Annotated in this window: 16 protein-coding genes; 3 read left to right on the top strand and 13 right to left on the bottom strand. The window is 75.2% G+C overall.

Going from position 1 to position 17,985, the window contains the following annotated elements; genetic code table 11:
* Positions 1-10 precede the first annotated feature (10 nt).
* From O7546_RS09420 to O7546_RS09405, 4 genes are all read right to left on the bottom strand, one after another.
* Complete coding sequence (locus O7546_RS09420) at positions 11-472, bottom strand: DUF948 domain-containing protein (RefSeq protein ID WP_013285490.1); 462 nt, start codon at positions 470-472, stop codon at positions 11-13.
* Positions 473-618: 146 nt separating this feature from the next.
* Positions 619-1,236: a hypothetical protein gene (locus tag O7546_RS09415; RefSeq protein WP_135243889.1), complete on the bottom strand. Its 618-nt coding sequence runs from the start codon at positions 1,234-1,236 to the stop codon at positions 619-621.
* A 2,819-nt stretch (positions 1,237-4,055) separates the two neighbouring features.
* Complete coding sequence (locus O7546_RS09410; protein WP_194802885.1) at positions 4,056-5,546, bottom strand: replication-associated recombination protein A; 1,491 nt, start codon at positions 5,544-5,546, stop codon at positions 4,056-4,058.
* Between the two features lie 75 nt (positions 5,547-5,621).
* On the bottom strand, positions 5,622-5,834 hold the full coding sequence (locus O7546_RS09405) for a hypothetical protein (RefSeq protein ID WP_018785054.1): 213 nt from the start codon (positions 5,832-5,834) through the stop codon (positions 5,622-5,624).
* Between the two features lie 132 nt (positions 5,835-5,966).
* Here O7546_RS09405 and O7546_RS09400 point away from each other — a divergent pair, with 132 nt between their 5' ends.
* Entirely contained in the window at positions 5,967-6,707 is a 741-nt protein-coding gene (locus tag O7546_RS09400) for a GNAT family N-acetyltransferase (RefSeq protein ID WP_269696562.1), read from the top strand.
* Between the two features lie 87 nt (positions 6,708-6,794).
* On the opposite strand, the gene O7546_RS09395 is transcribed toward O7546_RS09400, so the two are convergent.
* The 4 genes from O7546_RS09395 to aspS all read right to left on the bottom strand — a co-directional run bounded on the left by O7546_RS09395 (position 6,795) and on the right by aspS (position 11,500).
* Positions 6,795-8,144, bottom strand: coding sequence for an MFS transporter (locus tag O7546_RS09395; protein WP_194802887.1), 1,350 nt, complete (start codon positions 8,142-8,144; stop codon positions 6,795-6,797).
* Positions 8,141-8,755 (bottom strand): helix-turn-helix domain-containing protein, encoded by a 615-nt coding sequence (locus O7546_RS09390; protein WP_194802888.1) that lies wholly within the window; start codon positions 8,753-8,755, stop codon positions 8,141-8,143. Before O7546_RS09390 ends, O7546_RS09395 begins: the two co-directional genes overlap by 4 nt.
* A gap of 61 nt (positions 8,756-8,816) precedes the next feature.
* The gene (locus O7546_RS09385; protein ID WP_269696561.1) at positions 8,817-9,626 is read right to left on the bottom strand and encodes a sugar nucleotide-binding protein; all 810 of its coding nucleotides are present in this window, start codon (positions 9,624-9,626) and stop codon (positions 8,817-8,819) included.
* Positions 9,627-9,694: 68 nt separating this feature from the next.
* Entirely contained in the window at positions 9,695-11,500 is a 1,806-nt protein-coding gene (gene aspS, locus O7546_RS09380; RefSeq protein ID WP_281601149.1) for an aspartate--tRNA ligase, read from the bottom strand.
* A gap of 258 nt (positions 11,501-11,758) precedes the next feature.
* On the opposite strand from aspS, the gene O7546_RS09375 reads away from it, so the two are divergent.
* Complete coding sequence (locus tag O7546_RS09375; protein WP_281600740.1) at positions 11,759-12,349, top strand: DUF998 domain-containing protein; 591 nt, start codon at positions 11,759-11,761, stop codon at positions 12,347-12,349.
* A gap of 58 nt (positions 12,350-12,407) precedes the next feature.
* Here O7546_RS09375 and O7546_RS09370 read toward each other — a convergent pair whose 3' ends face one another.
* Positions 12,408-13,454 carry a S1 family peptidase gene (locus tag O7546_RS09370; protein WP_194802891.1) on the bottom strand — a complete coding sequence of 349 codons (1,047 nt, stop codon included), beginning with the start codon at positions 13,452-13,454 and terminating at the stop codon, positions 12,408-12,410.
* Between the two features lie 202 nt (positions 13,455-13,656).
* Entirely contained in the window at positions 13,657-14,133 is a 477-nt protein-coding gene (locus O7546_RS09365) for a helix-turn-helix domain-containing protein (protein WP_194802892.1), read from the bottom strand.
* Positions 14,134-14,188: 55 nt separating this feature from the next.
* On the opposite strand from O7546_RS09365, the gene O7546_RS09360 reads away from it, so the two are divergent.
* Positions 14,189-14,689 (top strand): PaaI family thioesterase, encoded by a 501-nt coding sequence (locus O7546_RS09360; protein WP_194802893.1) that lies wholly within the window; start codon positions 14,189-14,191, stop codon positions 14,687-14,689.
* Positions 14,690-14,801: 112 nt separating this feature from the next.
* Here O7546_RS09360 and O7546_RS09355 read toward each other — a convergent pair whose 3' ends face one another.
* Genes O7546_RS09355 through O7546_RS09345 form a run of 3 tightly spaced genes read right to left on the bottom strand, consistent with a single transcriptional unit; the run spans position 14,802 to position 17,889 of the window.
* Entirely contained in the window at positions 14,802-15,737 is a 936-nt protein-coding gene (locus tag O7546_RS09355) for an acyl-ACP desaturase (RefSeq protein ID WP_194802894.1), read from the bottom strand.
* 51 nt (positions 15,738-15,788) lie between these two features.
* The gene (gene hisS / locus O7546_RS09350; protein WP_194802895.1) at positions 15,789-17,129 is read right to left on the bottom strand and encodes a histidine--tRNA ligase; all 1,341 of its coding nucleotides are present in this window, start codon (positions 17,127-17,129) and stop codon (positions 15,789-15,791) included.
* A gap of 40 nt (positions 17,130-17,169) precedes the next feature.
* Positions 17,170-17,889, bottom strand: a complete 720-nt coding sequence (locus tag O7546_RS09345) for an MBL fold metallo-hydrolase (RefSeq protein ID WP_194802896.1) — start codon at positions 17,887-17,889, stop codon at positions 17,170-17,172.
* Positions 17,890-17,985 lie beyond the last annotated feature (96 nt).

Raw genomic sequence — 17,985 nt, 5'->3', positions numbered from 1 at the left:
CCGGTCGGGGTCAGCGGTTGCCGCGCTTGGCGGCGCGACGCTGCTGCTTGATGGTGTCGCGCACCTCGCGCTCGGTCTCGGCGTGCCGGCGGGCGGAGGCGGCCCGGCGCACGCCGTAGCCGAACGCGGCCACCTTGACCAGCGGGTTCGCGGCGGCGGCGGAGACCACGGTGGCCAGGTTCGCCACGTTCGCGGTGACGTTCTGCGCGTGGCTGGTCATGGTGTCCACCTTGGCGAGCTGGAGGTTCACCCCGTCCAGCGAGGTCTGCACCTGCTCCAGCGCCACGTTGACGTTCTTCACCGTGGTGTTCACGTCACCGAGCAGCGGCGCGGTGCGCTCGTTCACGTCGGTGATCATGCGGGTCGTCGCGTCCACGGTGTGCCGCAGCCGCAGGATCGGCACCGCCAGCACGAGCACCAGCATCAGGAACGCGCCGGCCGCGATCAGCGCAGCGATCTCTCCACCACTCACGCGAAAGTCCTCCTCAAGCAGTGTCCCGGAACCCGACGCCCCGGAACGCGCGACCGTACCTACCCACTTCGCGCCACGCCGACCCGGTCACCGGGCACGGACGGGCGTGCCAGCCCCAGACCCTACCGTCCGTGATGGAAGTCGGCTCACGACGGTGAGGGGGTCACCTCGCCCAGCGGGTCGTCGGTCAGCGTCGGGTAGGGATCCTCACCGGTGAGTGACGGATCGGTGGTCGGTGTCGGTCCGGTGCGCTCGTCATCGATCGCGTTGCGCACCTTCACCGACACCAACGAGCCGGTGCACGCCGCCGCTGCGGGCTCGGCGGGCGTGGACGGCGCGGGCGCTCCGTCGATCGGCGGGGGCGTGCAGGTGCGGTCGCGTACCCACAGGTCGAGCGTGAGTTCGTCCCGGCGCCAGCAGGTGTAGCTGCCAGGGACCTTCTCGTCCGGGCAACGGTCGACCTTCCAGCGCCGCCACCCGTCCCCGGCCAGCGCCTTCTCGTAGACCGCGACGGTCTCCTTCCACCCCTGCTCCGACTCGACGGACCGTTCGCGCAGGCGGCAGTCCTGCAGGCACCAGCGGCTGCCGCTGACGTTGTCCACCGTGTTGCTCTGCGCCCAGGCGGGCACCGAGAGCTCGTCGAGGGTGTCGAAGACCGGGTCGCGGCTGAGCGTCCGCATCCCGAAGTAGAGCGGCACCGCACCCAGCAGCACGAGGCTGACCAGGGCGAGGATGCCCAGCCGCAGCCGGCTGCGCTCGCGCATCTGCCGGCGCAGCTCGGACCGCGCGCCACGCAGGCCACCGGCCTCCGCGCCGCTGTCGGCCGGTCCGGGACCGCCGGGCCGTGGCCCCGCCGGCTCCCCCGGGGGTACGACCACAGCCGCCCGGGCCGCCGCCGGTGTCGCCGGGCCGCCCGGTCCGGGCCGGCCCGTCTCCGGTCCGGGTGGTGTCGCCCGCCCGGCGGGCCGGTCGTCCGGCGCGACCGGACGGGCCACACCCGCGGCCGCGCGGGCGGCCACCGGCGCGCCGGGCGGCATCGGGGCGTCGCCCGCCGGTCCTCGGGCGCCGGGGGGCACCGGCGGTCGGGGCCCGGCGCCGGGCCGGGAGATGTCGTCGGGGCGGGCCACCCCACGGCCGTCGCCACCGGGTCCGGCCGGGCCGGCCGGAGCACCACCGGGACGGCCACCGCCGGCCGGAATCCCGCCCGTGCGATCGAGGTCGCCGCGCGGGCCAGGCTCGACCGGGCCGGCCGGTCCGCCACCGGGACGCCCACCGACCGGAGTTCCGCCCGTGCGGTCGAGGTCGCCGCGCGAGCCGGGGCCGGCCGGGGCGCCACCGGGGACGGCGGCGACACCGGGACGGGCAGCGCCGCGGGCCGGGCCGGGCCGGGTGGACGGCGGGTCGGACGGCTGAGGCCGGGCCGGGGGCATGCCCGGGCCGGACTGGTCGGGGCGGGCCGCCGGTTCGGCGCGCGCCGGCACATCGGGGCCGGGCTGCCCCTGTCGCGGGGACGGCGTACCCGGATCGGGACGCACCGGCGGCACTGCGACACCGGCCCGGCCGGCGGGATCACCGGAACGGGCGGGCGGCTCCTCGGCGGGTGGGCCGGCCGGACGGCGGGTGACCGGCATGGCGGGGTCGGTGTGCGGCGAACGACCGGCCTGCCGCAGCCAGTCGGCGGGCCGTTCGGGCCGTTGCGGCCGCTGCTCACCGGCATCGTCACGGGCGGCCCGTCGGCCTGGCGTCTCGGCCACACCGGGGCCACCCGGCTCGTCGGGCGCGGCCCGCCGGGCGCCGGGTACCTCTGGTGCGGCCCGTCGACCGCCGGCCGCATCGGGTGCGCCGCTCCGGCCGCCGGCCGTGTCGGGCGCGGAGCCGCGGCCGGCTGGCGCGCCGCGACGGCGGGTGGGCGAGGTCGGGCCGGTCGCCGGGCTGCCGGACACGGGCGCGCCCGGCACGTCCGGTGCGTTGCCGCTGCGCGGCACGACCGGGGAGCGATCCGGGGCGGCCCGCCGGCCGGGCGTGGCTGCGGGTTCGGCGCCGGGTGCGGGCAGGTGGTGACCGCCGGTGGGCTCGTCGTGCCGGGCACGGCGCCCGCCACCGGAGACCGGGGCGGCGTCCGGAACTGCTCGCCCGGCCGGCGCGCCGGGTGCGACGCCTTCCGGCGCGGCGCGGCGGCCGGCACCGGAGACGGGCCGGGTGCCGGGCGGAACGCCGTCGGCACGCGCTCGGCGGCCCGCACCGGAGACCGGCTGGATGCCGGCGGTGTCGTCGGGGCGGGCCCGTCGTCCGGCGGGCGGCGGGATCGTCGGGTCGGCCGGGTGCGGGCCCTCGGGCCCGGCGCCGTGCCCGCCGCGGGGCGCCGGCGGTACGCGGGTGTCGCCGTCCGCGGAAGGCCGGCCCGCGTCGGCGGGCACGCGGCCGGGCGACGGCGCCCCCGACGGCGTGCGGGTGCCGGTGACCGGTGGCTGCTGACCGGTGGGTCCGTCCGGGCGGCGGCGGTACGGCGCATCCGGCGGACGCGGCGCCTCGGGCACACCCGGCCACGGACCGTCGACCGGGCGGCGCGGGGCGGCGGCTTCGGGGCCGCCGGGCCAGGGACCGTCGGCGGCCCGGCGCGGGGCACCCGGCTCGGGACCGCCGGGGCGTACCGGCGGGGCGGCGGGAGCGGGCGCGTCGGGGCGGCGCATGACCGGGGGACGCGGACCGTGACGGCCGCCGGGCGGCGTCTCCGGGCCGGGGCGACCGGCAGGCGCGTCCTCGACCGGCGGGCGGGCTCCCGGCGGCATCGCCCCCGCCGGACGCCCGGCGGCCGGGGGCGTGTCCATGCCGGGCCGGCCGGCCGGTGCGGCGATGTCCGCACCGGACCGTCGCTGCGGAGGAGGCGGGTCGATGCCCGGACGGCCGGGGGCCGGAGGGAGGTCGTTACCGGGTCCGCCGGTGCGGCCCGCGGCCGGGGGCGCCGCCGGTCCGGCACGGCCGGTCACGGGCGGCATCGTCGGGTCGGTGCGGCCGCCCGGAGCGGGCCCGCTCGGGTGAGGCCGGCCGGGAGCCTGGGGCGCGGCGGCCGGTGGCGGCACGGGACGGCCTGGGGCCTGCGGTGCGCCGGCCGATGGCGGAACGGGACGGCCGGGAGCCTGGGGCGCGCCTGCCTGGGGCGGCACGGGACGGCCGGGCGCCTGCGGGCCTGTCGGCGACGGACCGGACCGGCCTGCGGGCGGCGGCGCAACCGGTTGACCGGCCGAGGGCGGCTGCGGGCCCGGTGCCGAGGGCGGCGCAGCCGGTCGGCCGGCGGGCGGCATGCCGGGGGCGGGGCCCGGCGCGAGGGCCGGGCGACGCGGCTCGGCGGCCGGCCAGGACGGGTCGGGGCCGGGGTGCGGCGCCGGGACGTCACCGTCCGGCCCGAGTTCACCGCCCTGGTGCTTGGCGGTGCGCAGGTCGTCGATCCAGCCGAGTTCCTCGCCGACGACAGTCGGGTCCAGCTCGGGCTCGGCCCGGCCGCGTCCCCATCGGCGGCCCTTGCCCCGCGGGTCGCGCCGCTCGTCGGGGCCGTCCGCCGGCCGCTCCGGACCACGCGCCATCACTACTGACCCCCCTCGGCGGCGTCGCTGCCGCCCTCACTCGCCCCGCTGGCCTGCTCGCCGCCCCCCACCCGGGCCCCGTTCGCGGTGGCCGGGGCGCCGGCCTCCGCCCGGGTCGCCGGAGCCGGCAGCCCGCGTACGATCCGGCGCAGCAGCGGCAGCCGGGTGGCCACCGCCCGCTCCGCGCCGTGCCCGCTGGGCTGGTAGTAGTCGGTGCCGACGAGGTCGTCCGGAGCGTACTGCTGGGTGACCACCCCCCGGTGGTCGTCGTGCGGGTAGCGGTAGCCGCGGCCGTGACCGAGGCCCCGCGCGCCGGAGTAGTGGGCGTCGCGCAGCCCGCGCGGCACCGGACCGCCCCGACCCGCGCGAACGTCGGCGACGGCGGCGCCGATCGCTGTGGTGGCCGAGTTCGACTTCGGCGCCGTGGCCAGATGGATGACCGCCTGGGCCAGGTTGAGCTGCGCCTCGGGCAGGCCCACGTACTCGACCGCGTGGGCGGCCGCGGTGGCCACTGTCAGCGCGGTGGGATCGGCCATGCCGACGTCCTCACTGGCGAAGATCACCAACCGGCGGGCGATGAACCGGGCGTCCTCACCGGCCACCAGCATCCGGGCCAGCCAGTGCAGTGACGCGTCCACGTCCGAGCCGCGCATGCTCTTGATGAACGCGCTCGTCACGTCGTAGTGGGCGTCGCCGTCGCGGTCGTATCGCACCGCCGCCACGTCGACCGCCTGTTCGGCCACCGCCAGGTCGATCCGGCCGGTGCCGAGCGCGGTAGCGGTGGCCGCGGCCGCCTCCAGCGCGGTGAGCGCCTTGCGCACGTCGCCTCCGGCGAGGCGGACCAGGTGGTCCTCCGCCTCCTCGGCCAGGACCAGCGCGCCGCCGAGTCCGCGCTCGTCGGCGACCGCGCGGCGCAGCAGGCCGCGGACGTCGTCGTCGTCGAGGGCCTGGAGGGTGAGCAGCACGCAGCGCGACAGCAAGGGCGAGATGACCGAGAAGTACGGGTTCTCCGTGGTCGCCGCCAGCAGCGTGACGGTCCGGTCCTCGACCGCGGCGAGAAGCGAGTCCTGCTGGGTCTTGCTGAACCGGTGCACCTCGTCGATGAACAGCACCGTCGGCGGGCCGCCGGACCGCCGCTGCCGGCGGGCGGTGTCGATCACGGCGCGGACGTCCTTCACGCCGGCGGTCAGCGCGGACATCGCCACGAACCGCCGGTCGGTGGCCCGGGCCACGAGGTGGGCGATGGTGGTCTTGCCGCTGCCCGGCGGACCCCAGAGGATCACCGACATCGGCGTCGCGCCCTCGACCAGCTGACGCAGCGGCGCTCCCGGCGCGAGCAGGTGTTCCTGCCCGACCAGCTCGTCGATGCCCGCCGGCCGCATCCGGACCGGCAGGGGCGAGTCCGCCCGGGCGTCGGTGAAGCCGTCGGCGCCGCCCGCGCCCGCGGGTGCGCCGGCCGGCTCGCCGAGGCTGAAGAGGGCGTCCGATTCCATCACGAAGACAGTACCGGGCCGGGCCGACGACGCCGGAATCGCGCCGCCGCCCCGGCCCGGGGTGGTCTTTTCCGGTCAGCCGCGACCCGGCCGCCGGCCCCGGTACCACCGGCCGCCACCGCCGCCGCGCGGGCCGGAGCCGACGCCGGCCAGGTAGAGCGAGAGCAGCAGGAAGCCGATGAGCATGAGGGTCGAGGTGCTGAACAGATCGGGGGCGCCGAGGTCGGTGTTCATGAAGTCGAGCAGCAGCGCGAAACCGAACACGATGGCCGCGAGAATGGCGAGCATGTCGTTCCTCCGGTGGGGGTTCCCAGCAGGTCGGCGACGGATGTACCCAATCGGTCTGTTCGTCAATCTCCACCGTGGAACAGGCGGTGCCTCAACCCTCGGTACCAGCGGGGATGCTCGTACGCTGGCGGAATGATCACGGTCGACGAATCGCTGACCGGGCGGGACGCGCTGCTCGACGCGGCCGGCCGCCACCCGTACGCCCGGCACGCGCTGCGGCGCGACCAGGCCGCGCGCGGATGGCGGCACGCCGGCGCGGTCGGATGGCTGCTCCCGCCGGGCGAGTGGTCGGCCGGCGGCGCGGTCGGCGCACCCGGCCCGGCGCTCGACGTCTTCGCCGCCCACCGGGCGGACGGGACGCTGCGGGCCGGTCAGTCGATCAACCTGTCGCACGCCGATCCGGACGAGGTGGCCGCGCGGCTGCCGGTGGCCCGGCTGACCGAGTGGGACTTCCTCTGGACGAGCGGCCCGCCGCCGCGCCGGCCGGAGCAGGAGCGGGTGGTACGCCTCACCGCCGCCGACCACTCCGCCCTGGCCGCGTTGATCGAGGAGGCGTTCCCGGCCACCACCTCGCGGCCGGGCGAGCCGGGCATCGTCGACTGGTACGGCATCCGCGACGGTGACCGCCTGCTCGCCTGCGGCGCCGATCGCAGCCGCGGCGACATCGGCTTCCTGGCCGGGTTGACTGTCGCGCCCGGGCTTCGCGGCCGAGGGCTGGGCGCGGCGCTGACCGCCGGGATGACGGATGCCCTGTTCGGCCGGTACGACACCGTGGCGCTGGGTGTCTACCCGGACAACGTGGGCGCGATCCGGCTCTACGGCCGGCTCGGCTTCACCGCCGCCGAACGCCGCACCTCCGTCAAACTCGCCTGACACGCGACGCCCCGACCGCGTGGGTGGAACGTCATGGGTGTCAAACGGCGTCCGAGACACCCATGACGTTCCACCCGGCCGGTCGGCTCAGTCGCGGCCGGCGGGAGCGGGCGCGGCCACCGCGGGGGCGGGGTCGAGGGGCGGGCCGGCGTGGCCGGGGCCGCCGCCCGTCACCTCCGGCGCCACCTCGACCGAAGAGCGGGCACGGCGGGCGGCGCGCCAGGCCGGCAGGTAGAGCGGCGCGGCCACGGCGAGCACCACCGCGCCGACGAACATCGCGACGCTGACGCTCGTGGCGTCGGCCAGCGCGGTCAGCGTGACCGCGCCGAGCGCGCCGGCCGGCTGGGCGGCCATCGAGTTCAGCGAGAGCACGCTGGTCCGGTACGGGCCGTCGACCTGCCGGTGCAGCAGTCCCATGTGCAGCGGGTTCGACGCGCCGTGCACGGCGTAGCAGGCGAGGTACGCGATGAGGATGCCGACCGGGCCGGCCAGCAGGCCCATGCCGACCACAGTCACGCCCTGCAGGATGCGCATCAGCGCGGCAGCGGGGGCGGCGCCGAGGCGGCGCAGCAGGAACGGGGTGAGCGCGGCGCCGGCGGCGTTGGCGAGCCAGGCCGCCGTACCGGCGGGGCCGAGCAGCGCCGCCGCGCGGGCCGGGTCGTCGAGCACCTCGGCGAGGCGTACCGGGAGCAGCGACTCGAAGGTGACCATGCCGAAGCCCCAGAACAGTTCGACGGCGACGAGGGCCAGCAGTACCCGGTTGCGGCGCAGCAGCCCGACGGCCTGCCCGACCATGCGGGGCGCATCGACCACCGAGGCGCGCAGCGCGGCCGGGCCGGACGCGGGCCGCCGCTCGGCCATCAGCGCGAGCAGCGCCACGATGGAGACGGCCTGGAGCACGGCGGCGACGATCACCGGCAGCGCGAGGGCGCTGACCGGGCCGATCGGACCGAGCGCGACCAGGCCGCCGCTGAGCAGGGCGCCCGCGCCGATGGCGACACCGACGACGGTGCCGGCCCAGCCGAGGCCGCGCTCGTACTCGGCCTTCGGGTCGACGGCGAGCGTGGCGTCGACGTACCAGGACTCCATCGGGCCGCTGTCGAGCGCCCGGTAGATGCCCTGCAGCGCCCAGACCAGGAAGAACATCCAGAACGAGTCGGCCACCGCCATCAGCGCCAGCGAGCCGAGGCCGACGGCCCAGGCCGCGACCAGCACCGGTTTGCGGCCGAGCGCGTCGGCGAAGCCGCCGGTGGGCAGTTCCAGCGCCAGCACCACGAGGCCCTGGGCGGTGGCGACCAGGCCGATCTGGGAGAGCGTGAGGCCGCGCTCCTGCATCAGCAGGATCATCACCGGCATGAGCAGGCCGCTCGGTAGCCAGCGCAGGCCGTACAGCGTGAGGTAGCGGATCCGGATCTGGCGTACGGACAGCGCGGTCACGACTTCTCCTCAGTGGACGGCGGGGTGGTCCGCGGCAACGCCGCGTCCATCGGGAAGGCGGCGAGGTAGAGCTGCACCGTCTCGGCGTCGGGGTCGTCCGGGTCGGTCTCGTCGCGGTGCCGCTCGAAGAGCGCGAAGACCTCCTCCTTGATGGCCTCCAGGCGGTCCACCGGGATCCGCATGAAGAAGTCGCCCATGCCGAACCCGTCGCGCCAGGCGGGCGACCACTGGTGCCGCTGGGCGAACCAGCGTTCGGCGTGCCCGGCGAAGAAGCGGACGTAGTCCGCCTCGATCCACTCGATCGCGGCGCGCGCGTCCGGGTCGTCGTCGAAGTCGCTCGACTCCCAGTTGGTGACGTCGTGCGCGGCCCGCCAGTAGCGCTGCCGGCCGGTGCCGAGGTCGGGGTCCTCGACCACGAGGCCGACCTCGGCGAGCTGGCGCAGGTGGTAGCTGGTCGCGCCGCTGTTGGTACCGAGCATCTCGGCCAGGGCGGTGGCGGTGGACGGGCCCACCACGCGCAGCGCCCCGATCAGCCGCATGCGCAGCGGCTGGGCCAGCGCGCGGACCTGGCGGTGGTCGATGCGTACGGTGCGCTCCTTCTTCTCCTCCATGCGATGCACAATATCTGTGCACACTTTCCATGCACAAGATGCTTGCAAAGATTCTGTGCAACTAGCCGTACAGCTCGGCGACGCCCCGCAGCCGGGTCCGCAGCAGCCCCGCCGCCCGGGTGGAGTCCAGCACCACCTCGCCCGGCCGGTGCAGCCCGGCGGCGGCGATGGTGGTCGTCCGCAGCCCGCCCGCGTCCGCCCCGTCGTGCCGGGCCACCAGCAGCCCCAGCTCGGCGCGGCTCACCGCGTCCGGCCCGGCCACGTTGAGCAGCCCGGCGTACTCGCCCGGCACCAGCTCCAGCACCGCGGCGGCGAGGTCGGCCACGTGCACCGGGCAGCGCAGCTCGTCGGTGAACAGCGTGGCCCGGCCGGCCAGCGCGTCCCGGCAGAGCTGGATCTGCTTACTGCCCTCCCCCACGATCAGCGACGTCCGCACCAGCGCCGCGCCCGGGTCCACCGCCCGCACCGCCGTCTCCGCCGCCGCCTTCGCCGCCCCGTACGGGTGCAGCGGCGTGGGCACGTCCTCGTCCGCATACGGCTTCGGACGCCCGGCGTGCAGCGCGTCGCTGGACAGGTGCACCAGCCGGGCACCCACCTCGGCGGCGGCGACCGCGATGTGGGCCGCCCCGTCCGCCGTGACCGCCCAGTCGTCGTACCGGTAGGGGGTGGCGACGACAGCGTCGGGGCGTACCCGGGTCAGCAGCTCACGCACGGCGGCGCGGTCGGTCACGTCGAGCCGGTGCGGCGCGACGCCGGGCACCGCGACGGCGGCGCGGTGGTACGTGCCGGCGACCCGGTGCCCGGCGGCGACCGCCTGCCGGCACACCTCGGTGCCGAGGAAACCGCTGGCTCCCACCACGAGCAGGTTCATGTCGTCTCCCCCGAAGATCGAAAAAGGCCCGCGTCATCATGACGCGGGCCAGTTCCGGAGAGCGAGGATCAGACGGGGTCGGCCACCGGGGCGGCCGGGCCGGCGGTGCCGGCGTGCGGGCCGGTCGGGGCCTTCGGCTTGGCGTCGATGCCGGCCTCGGCGCGCTGCTGCCCGGTGATCGGGGTGGGCGCGCCGGTCAGCGGGTCGAAGCCGCCCCGGGTCTTCGGGAACGCGATCACCTCGCGGATCGAGTCCGCGCCGGCCAGCAGCATGCAGACCCGGTCCCAGCCGAACGCGATGCCGCCGTGCGGCGGGGCGCCGTACTTGAACGCCTCCAGCAGGAAGCCGAACTTGTCCTGCGCCTCGTCGGCGGTAATGCCGAGCAGGTCGAACACCCGCTGCTGCACGTCGCCGCGGTGGATACGGATCGAGCCGCCGCCGATCTCGTTGCCGTTGCAGACGATGTCGTACGCGTAGGCCAGCGCCCGGTCCGGCGCGTCCTCGAACCGGTCCACCCACTCGGCGTTCGGCGAGGTGAACGGGTGGTGCACGGCGGTCCAGCCGCCCTCGTCCGTGCGTTCGAACATCGGCGCGTCCACGACCCAGCAGAACGCCCAGGCGCTCTCGTCGACCAGGTTCGACCGCTTGGCGATCTCGATGCGGGCCGCGCCGAGCAGCTCCTGCGCCTCGCGGGTGTTCGTGCTGGCGGCGAAGAAGACCGCGTCGCCCGGCTTCGCGCCGACCGCGTCGGCCAGGCCGGACAGGTGCGCCTCGGACAGGTTCTTCGCCACCGGGCCGCGCGGCTCGCCGGTCTCGGCGTCCAGCACCACGTACGCCAGGCCGCGCGCGCCGCGCGCCTTGGCCCAGTCCTGCCAGCCGTCCAGCTCCTTGCGGGTCTGCGACGCGCCGCCGGGCATGACCACCGCGCCGACGTAGCCGCCCGCGTCGATCGCGCCCGCGAACACCCGGAACTCGGTGCCGCGCAGGTACTCGGTCAGCTCGGTCAGCTCGACGCCGTAGCGCAGGTCCGGCTTGTCCGAGCCGTACCGGGACATGGCGTCGTGCCAGGTGATGCGCGGGATCGGCCGGGAGATCTCGTAGCCGGCGAGGTCCTTCCACAGCGCCGAGACGATCGCCTCGCCCAGGTCGATCACGTCGTCCTCGGTGACGAACGACATCTCGATGTCGAGCTGGGTGAACTCCGGCTGCCGGTCGGCGCGGAAGTCCTCGTCGCGGTAGCAGCGGGCGATCTGGTAGTACCGCTCCATGCCGCCGACCATGAGCAGCTGCTTGAACAGCTGCGGCGACTGCGGCAACGCGTACCAGCTGCCGGGCTGCAGGCGCACCGGCACCAGGAAGTCGCGGGCACCCTCCGGGGTGGAGCGGGTCAGCGTCGGCGTCTCGATCTCCAGGAAGTCCCGCTCGTGCAGCACGCCGCGGGCGATCTGGTTGGCCCGCGAGCGCAGCCGCATGGCCTTGGCCGGGCCGCCCCGGCGCAGGTCCAGGTAGCGGTACTTGAGCCGGATGTCGTCGCCGGCCTCGATCTGGTCGTCCACCGGCAGCGGCAGCGGCGCGGCCTCGGAGAGCACCTCCAGCGCGGTCGCGGTCACCTCGACCTCGCCGGTGGGCAGGTCCGGGTTCTCGTTGCCCTCCGGGCGGCGGGTCACCTCGCCGGTGACCTTGACGCAGAACTCGTTGCGCAGCGCGTGCGCGTCCTCCTCGCGGAAGACCACCTGCACGACGCCGGAGGCGTCACGCAGGTCGACGAAGATGACACCGCCGTGGTCGCGCCGGCGGGCCACCCACCCGGCGAGCGTCACCGTCGAGCCGGCGTCCGCGGCGCGCAGGCTTCCGGCATTGTGGGTACGGATCACGGCTGGCGTCTCCTCAATCTGGTCCACTCACTGCTCCCCCGCATTCTGTCAGGGCGGGCGGGCCCGCTCCCGGGCACCCGTCGAGCCGGTCCGCCTCGGCGGTGGCGAAAGCGCCCTGCGGGCCGGGTCCGGCGGTCTACCGTGACCGGGTGCGTGCCGTACCGAGCTGGGCCGTGGCCACCGCGGCCGCCGCGCCCGCGCTGCTGGTGGCGGGCTGGACGGTGGCGGGCGCCCGCCAGGGGCCGGGGGTACGACCCGGTGCGGGACACGATCAGCGAGCTGGCCGGCGAGGGCGCCACCGATCCGTGGCTGATGGGCGGCGCGCTGGTACTGCTCGGCTGCTGCTACTGCGCCACCGCCGCCGCGCTGCACGCCGCCGGGCTGCCCAGTCGCTTCCTGCTCGCGGTGGGTGGGGTGTCCACCGTCGCGCTCATCGCGTTCCCCCGGCCGCAGGTGGGTGGCTCCCCGGCGCACGGCGTGGTGGCCACCGTGGCGGTGCTCGCGCTGTCGCTGTGGCCGGCCGGGACGGCGCTGCGCCTGCCCCGCAGAGTGCCGCGCGAGGTGGCCGCCTCCCCGGCGGGCCGGCCGCCGTGGGCGTTCCGCCGGCCGGTGGCGCTGGCCGTGACGGCCGTCCTGCTGGCGTTGTTCGGCTGGTCGGTGGCCGAGGTGACGGGCGGCTCCCGGACCGGACTGGCCGAGCGGGTGGCCGCGCTCGCGGTGACGCTCTGGCCGCTGGCGGCGGTGCTGTCCGCGCGACGGGCCCACCGGCACTGGACGGCCCAGCCGGCGGAGCCGCCGCGCCCGGACGGGCCGCCGGTCGGTCCGGGCCGCCTCGGAGCGGGCGCCTGACCGGGTACGCGGAACGGGCCGCCGGGTGACCGGCGGCCCGTCCACTGCGGTGCGCGGATCAGAAGACGCTCACGCCGTAGCGGCTGAGCGCCTCGGTGACCGGCTGGAAGTAGGTCGTGCCGCCGGAGGAGCAGTTGCCGCTGCCGCCGGAGGTGAGGCCCAGCGCGGTGGTGCCGCTGAACAGCGAGCCGCCGCTGTCGCCGGGCTCGGCGCAGACGTTGGTGCGGATGAGGCCGGAGACGCTGCCCTCGGCGTAGTTCACGGTCGCGTTGAGCGCGGTGACGCTGCCGCTGCGCAGGCCGGTGGTGCTGCCGGAACGGCGGACGGACTGGCCGACGTACGCGTTGCCGGCCGAGGTGATGTCCTGGAAGCTGCCGTTGTAGAGCGAGACGTTGCCGGCCGCGTTGGCCGAGTTGCTGTGCCGGACGATGCCGTAGTCGTTGCCCGGGAAGCTGGTGCCGGTCCGGGTGCCGAGCACGGTGGTGCGGCTGGAGTTGGAGTACCAGGTCGAGCCGATGTTGGTGCAGTGCCCGGCGGTGAGGAAGTAGTACGTCGAACCGCTACGCACGTTGAAGCCGAGCGAGCACCGGCCGCCGCTGGCGTAGATCGCCTGGCCGCCGGAGATCCGGGTGCTCAGCGTGCCGGCCTCGGCCTCGATGCGGATCGCGCCGTTGTGCCGGGCGGCGGCGGCCTTGACCCGCTCCAGCTTGGCGCCGGTGACGGTGCTGTCGACGGAGACGACGACCTGGTTCGTGGCCGGGTCGGTCCACCAGGCGGTGCCGGGGATCTTCGCGGAGCGCTCCAGCTCGCTGGTGGCGGCGTTGAGCTTGTCCGCGCCGCGCGCCACGATCTTCGGGATGGCGCCGGCGTTCCGCACCTGGCGGGCGGTCGCGGTGTCGGTCACCGCGACGACCATCTTGCCGCTGGCGTCGGCGTACGTCCCGGCCGCGCGGGCGCCGAGCTTCTCGACGAGGGTGGCGGCGGCGTCCGGCGAGAGGGCCGTGGGGGCGGCCTGCGCGGGTGCGCCGAGCAGCGAGCCGGTGACCAGGGTGCCGGCGACGGCTACTGCGGCGGCGCGGCGGAGCGTGGACCTCGTGGGTCGCATGTAACAACCTCCGAATGGGGGTGAACGGGCGCTGTCATGGGGGCGCGCCCGAGGACAACCCGGGCGACCTGGGGAAACCGCCCGGGTGCCCAAAGTATTCACACATTTAAGATCGTAAGCAAGACATGGCTTTGCCCGGATTCGCACCAGCGCCCGATGTAACGCCGGAGCAACAACATCGACATCATCTGTCAGAGCCGATTCAGAGGTTGCGGCTGCGGGCCCCCGGGCCCGGGCGGGGCAGCACGTCCCGCGCCTCGGTGATCTCGTGCCCCTCGGCGCAGCGCAACGCGACCCGGACCTCGGCGCCGCAGTCGCGGTGCGCGACACTCAGCGGCGAGCCCTCCGGGTCGGCCAGGTAGCGGTCACCCCAGCCGAGCACCGCGACGAGCACGGGCCACAGGTCCAGGCCCATCTCGGTGAGCCGGTACTCCTGGCGCGGCCGACTGCCCGGCTCGCGGTACGGCACCCGGCGCAGCACGCCGCGCTCGACGAGCATGGCGAGCCGGTTGGTGAGCACCTGGCGCGGGATGCCGGTGCGCACCCGCATGTCGTCGAACCGGCGTACGCCGTTGAAGACCTCGCGCAGCACGACCAGGGTCCACCGCTCGCCGAGGATCTCCATCGCGCGCGCGATGGTGCAGTTCTCCACCGACCAGTCCAGTGCCGCGGGTCTCATGCCGCCAGGCTAGGTCTGATTGACAGACTCAGCAACGCGCTGCGAGGCTGAGTCCATGACGCAGACGCAGGAGCGCACCCGTACGTTCACCTGGTCCGACCCGGCGGCCGGCGCCGCACACCTGGGCCGGCGCAGCGGCCTGGAACTGATGCAGGCGATGATCGTCGGCGAGCTGGCCGCGCCGCCGATCATGCACCTCGTCGACATGTCCCGGATGGAGGCCGAGGAGGGGCGCGTGGCGGTCGAGCTGCTGCCGCAGGAGTTCCACTACAACCCGCTCGGCACCGTCCACGGCGGCGTCCTCTCCACGCTGCTCGACACCGCCGCGGCGTGCGCCGTGCACACCACGCTGCCGGCCGGGGTCGGCTACACGTCGCTGGACCTCAACGTGAAGTTCCTGCGCCCGGTGACAGTCGACACCGGCACGCTGCGCTGCGAGGGCACCGTGCTCCAACGGGGCCGCCGTACCGCCCTGGCCGAGGCCCGCCTGACGGACCCGGCCGACCGCCTGGTGGCCCACGCCACCTCGACCTGCCTCATCTTCCCCCTCCCCTGACCGCCGCCGCCCCTGTTCTCGGCGATCTTGCAGTTTCGGCCCCCGCAGTGCCGGTTTCGCGGCATTCGCGGGGGCCGTAAGTGCAAGATCGCGCGGGAGTGAGGGGCGGGCGTCAGGCCTTGGCGGCGGTGCGGGCGGCTCGGGCGGCGCGGCGCTCCTCGAAGCGGGACGCCTGGGTCTCCAGGGTGTCCAGGTGGGCGGCGATCTGGTCGCGGGCGGCCTCGCCGTCGGCGTTCAGGCCGGTCACGTCGAACAGGTTCCACTGGCGCAGCACCGGCATCACCACCTCGTCACGGTGCTGGCGCAGGTCGTAGATCCCGGCCAGCGCGATCGCCACCGACTTGCGGGCGAAGCCGTCGATGCCGACACCCGGCATCTGGAAGTTGGCGAGCACGTCGGCGACGGCACGCATCGCCTGCGACGGCGCCAGCTCGAACGCCGCGCCGAGCAGGTTGCGGTAGAAGACCATGTGCAGATTCTCGTCCGCCGCGACCCGGGCCAGCAGCGCCTCGCACGTCGGATCGCCGGTGGCCCGGCCGGTGTTGCGGTGCGAGATGCGGGTCGCCAGTTCCTGGAACGACACGTACGCCAGCGAGTGCAGCATCTCCTGGTCGTGGACGTTCTGGTAGCCGGCCGACATGTGCACCATGCGGGCCCGCTCCAGCGCCACCGGGTCCACCGCCCGGGTCACGGTCAGGTAGTCGCGGATCGCCGTGCCGTGCCGCCCCTCCTCGGCGGTCCACCGGTGCACCCAGGTGCCCCACGCGCCGTCACGCCCGAACAGGGTGGCGATCTCGTGGTGGTACGAGGGCAGGTTGTCCTCGGTGAGCAGGTTGACGATCAGCGCGGTACGCGCCACCTCGGGCAGCGTCGAGTCCTCCGGCGACCAGGCCTCGCCGCCCAGCGGGCCGTCGAAGGTGCGGCCCTCGCTCCACGGCACGTACTCGTGCGGGAACCACTCCTTGGCCAGCGACAGGTGGCGGTCGAGGTTCTTCTCGACCACCGGCTCGAGTTCGGTGAGCAGAGCGGTCTGGCTGAGCACGGTCACGACGTTCTCCCTACGGTGGCGTAACTTACGCCACCGTAGGTCGAAACGCCTTCAGACGCCAGTGCCGGCCGGGCCGACCAGCGGCTTCAGGTCCGCCCGGGGCGGCGTCCACTCGCCCGCCGCGGCCGGCACCTGCTCGCCGGAACGGATGTCCTTGACCTCGTCGCCGTCCGCGCCCGGGAACCAGACGTACGGGATGCCACGCCGCTCGGCGTACCGGATCTGCTTGCCGAACTTGGCCGCCGACGGGGACACCTCGGTCGGCACACCGCGCGAGCGCAGCGCCGCCGCTACCGCGTCGCTGGCTGCCCGGTCCTCCTCGGCGGTGACCGCCACGAGCACGCAGGTCGGCACCGAACGGGACACCGACAGCGCCTCGGCGCCGAACAGCAGACCGAGCAGCCGGGTCACCCCGATCGAGATACCCACGCCGGGGAACCGGACGTTGCCGGAGCTGGCCAGGTTGTCGTACCGGCCGCCGGAGCAGATCGAGCCGAACCGCTCGTAGCCGATCATCTGCGTCTCGTAGACCGTACCCGTGTAGTAGTCCAGGCCCCGCGCGATGCGCAGGTCGGCCACGCAGAGGCCGGGCGCGTGCGCGGCGGCGGTCTCCACCACGGCGGTCAGCTCCGCGACGCCCTCGTCCAGCAGCGGGTCGCTCACCCCGAGGCCGCGCACCGCGTCGGCGAAGGAGGCGTCCGGCGCGGAGATCTCGGCCAGCGACAGCACGGCCTTGGCCTGCGCCTCGCTCGCCCCGGCGGTGCTCGCCAGCAGCTCCGTCACCCCGGCCGGGCCGATCTTGTCGAGCTTGTCGACGGCGCGCAGCGCCGCCTCGGCGTCGGTCAGCCCGATGCCCCGGTAGAAGCCCTCGCAGATCTTGCGGTTGTTGACCTGGATCCGCACCGGCGGGATCGGCAGCGACCGCAGGGCGTCACCGATGACCAGCGGCATCTCGGCCTCGTAGTGGGCCGGCAGGGTGTCCCGGTCGACGATGTCGATGTCGGCCTGGAGGAACTCCCGGTAGCGGCCCTCCTGGGGGCGCTCACCCCGCCACACCTTCTGGATCTGGTAGCGGCGGAACGGGAACTGGAGCTTGCCGGCGTTCTCCAGCACGTAGCGGGCGAACGGCACGGTCAGGTCGAAGTGCAGGCCGAGCGCGTCGTCACCGGCCGGACCGTCGGTGTCGGCCTGCAACCGGCGCAGCAGGTAGACCTCCTTGGAGGTCTCCCCCTTGCGCAGGAGCTGGTCCAACGGCTCGACCGAACGGGTCTCCAGTGGGGCGAAGCCGTACAGCTCGAACGTGGCGCGGATCCGGTCGAGCACGAACTGCTCGATCATCCGCTGCGCCGGCGTCCACTCGGGGAAGCCGGAAATGGGCGTGGGCTTGCTCATCACGAACTCCTTGAGAACCCGCGCGGGCGCGGGTGAGGGTCTAGAGGCCTCGGGTGGGCGCGGCCGGGCGCGCGCCGCCGGTGCCCGCCACCTCGACGAGGTACGGGTTGGTCGCGCGCTCGCGGCCGATCGTGGTCGCGGGGCCGTGGCCGGGCAGGACGACCGTGTCGTCGGCCAGCGGGAGCACCTTCTCCCGCAGGCTGGACAGCATCCGGGGCATGCTGCCGCCCGGCAGGTCGGTACGGCCGATCGAGCCGGCGAACAGCACATCACCGGAGAGGCAGATCTGCTCCGCCTCCCAGGGCGAGCCGGCGCCGGGCAACCGGAACAGCACCGACCCGCCGGTATGGCCTGGTGCGTGGTCGACGGTGATCTCCAACCCGGCCAGCGACAGCGTCGCGCCGTCGGTCAGCTCGGCCACGTCGTCCGGCTCGGCGTACGGCAGCCGGCCGCCGAACAGCTGGGTCAGGTCCATCGACAGCGCCTTGCTCGGGTCGGCCAGCAGCTCCCGGTCGTCCGGGTGGACGTACGCGGGGATGCCCCGCGCGCCGCAGACCGGGGCGACGGAGAACGTGTGGTCGAGGTGGCCGTGGGTGAGCAGCACGGCGGCCGGGTGCAGGCGGTGCTCGGCGAGCACGGCGTCGAGCCGGTCGAGCACCCCGATGCCGGGGTCGACCACCACGCACTGCTCCCCCGGAGCGGTCGCCACCACGTAGCAGTTGGTGCCGAAGGCGTCCGCGGGAAAGCCGGCCACGAGCACGTCGCTCCCCTTTCCGTCCGGTCGTCGTCCCCCTGCAGCCTAGTCGCAGGGGCCAGCGGGTTCCGTCCGCCACCGGCCCGTCCGCCCCGGCCGGTC

The organism is Micromonospora sp. WMMA1976 (assembly GCF_027497335.1).
GTDB classification, from domain to species: Bacteria; Actinomycetota; Actinomycetes; order Mycobacteriales; family Micromonosporaceae; genus Micromonospora; species Micromonospora aurantiaca.
The sequence above is the reverse complement of the archived record's forward strand: the minus strand, read 5'-3'. Positions and strand labels throughout refer to the sequence as shown.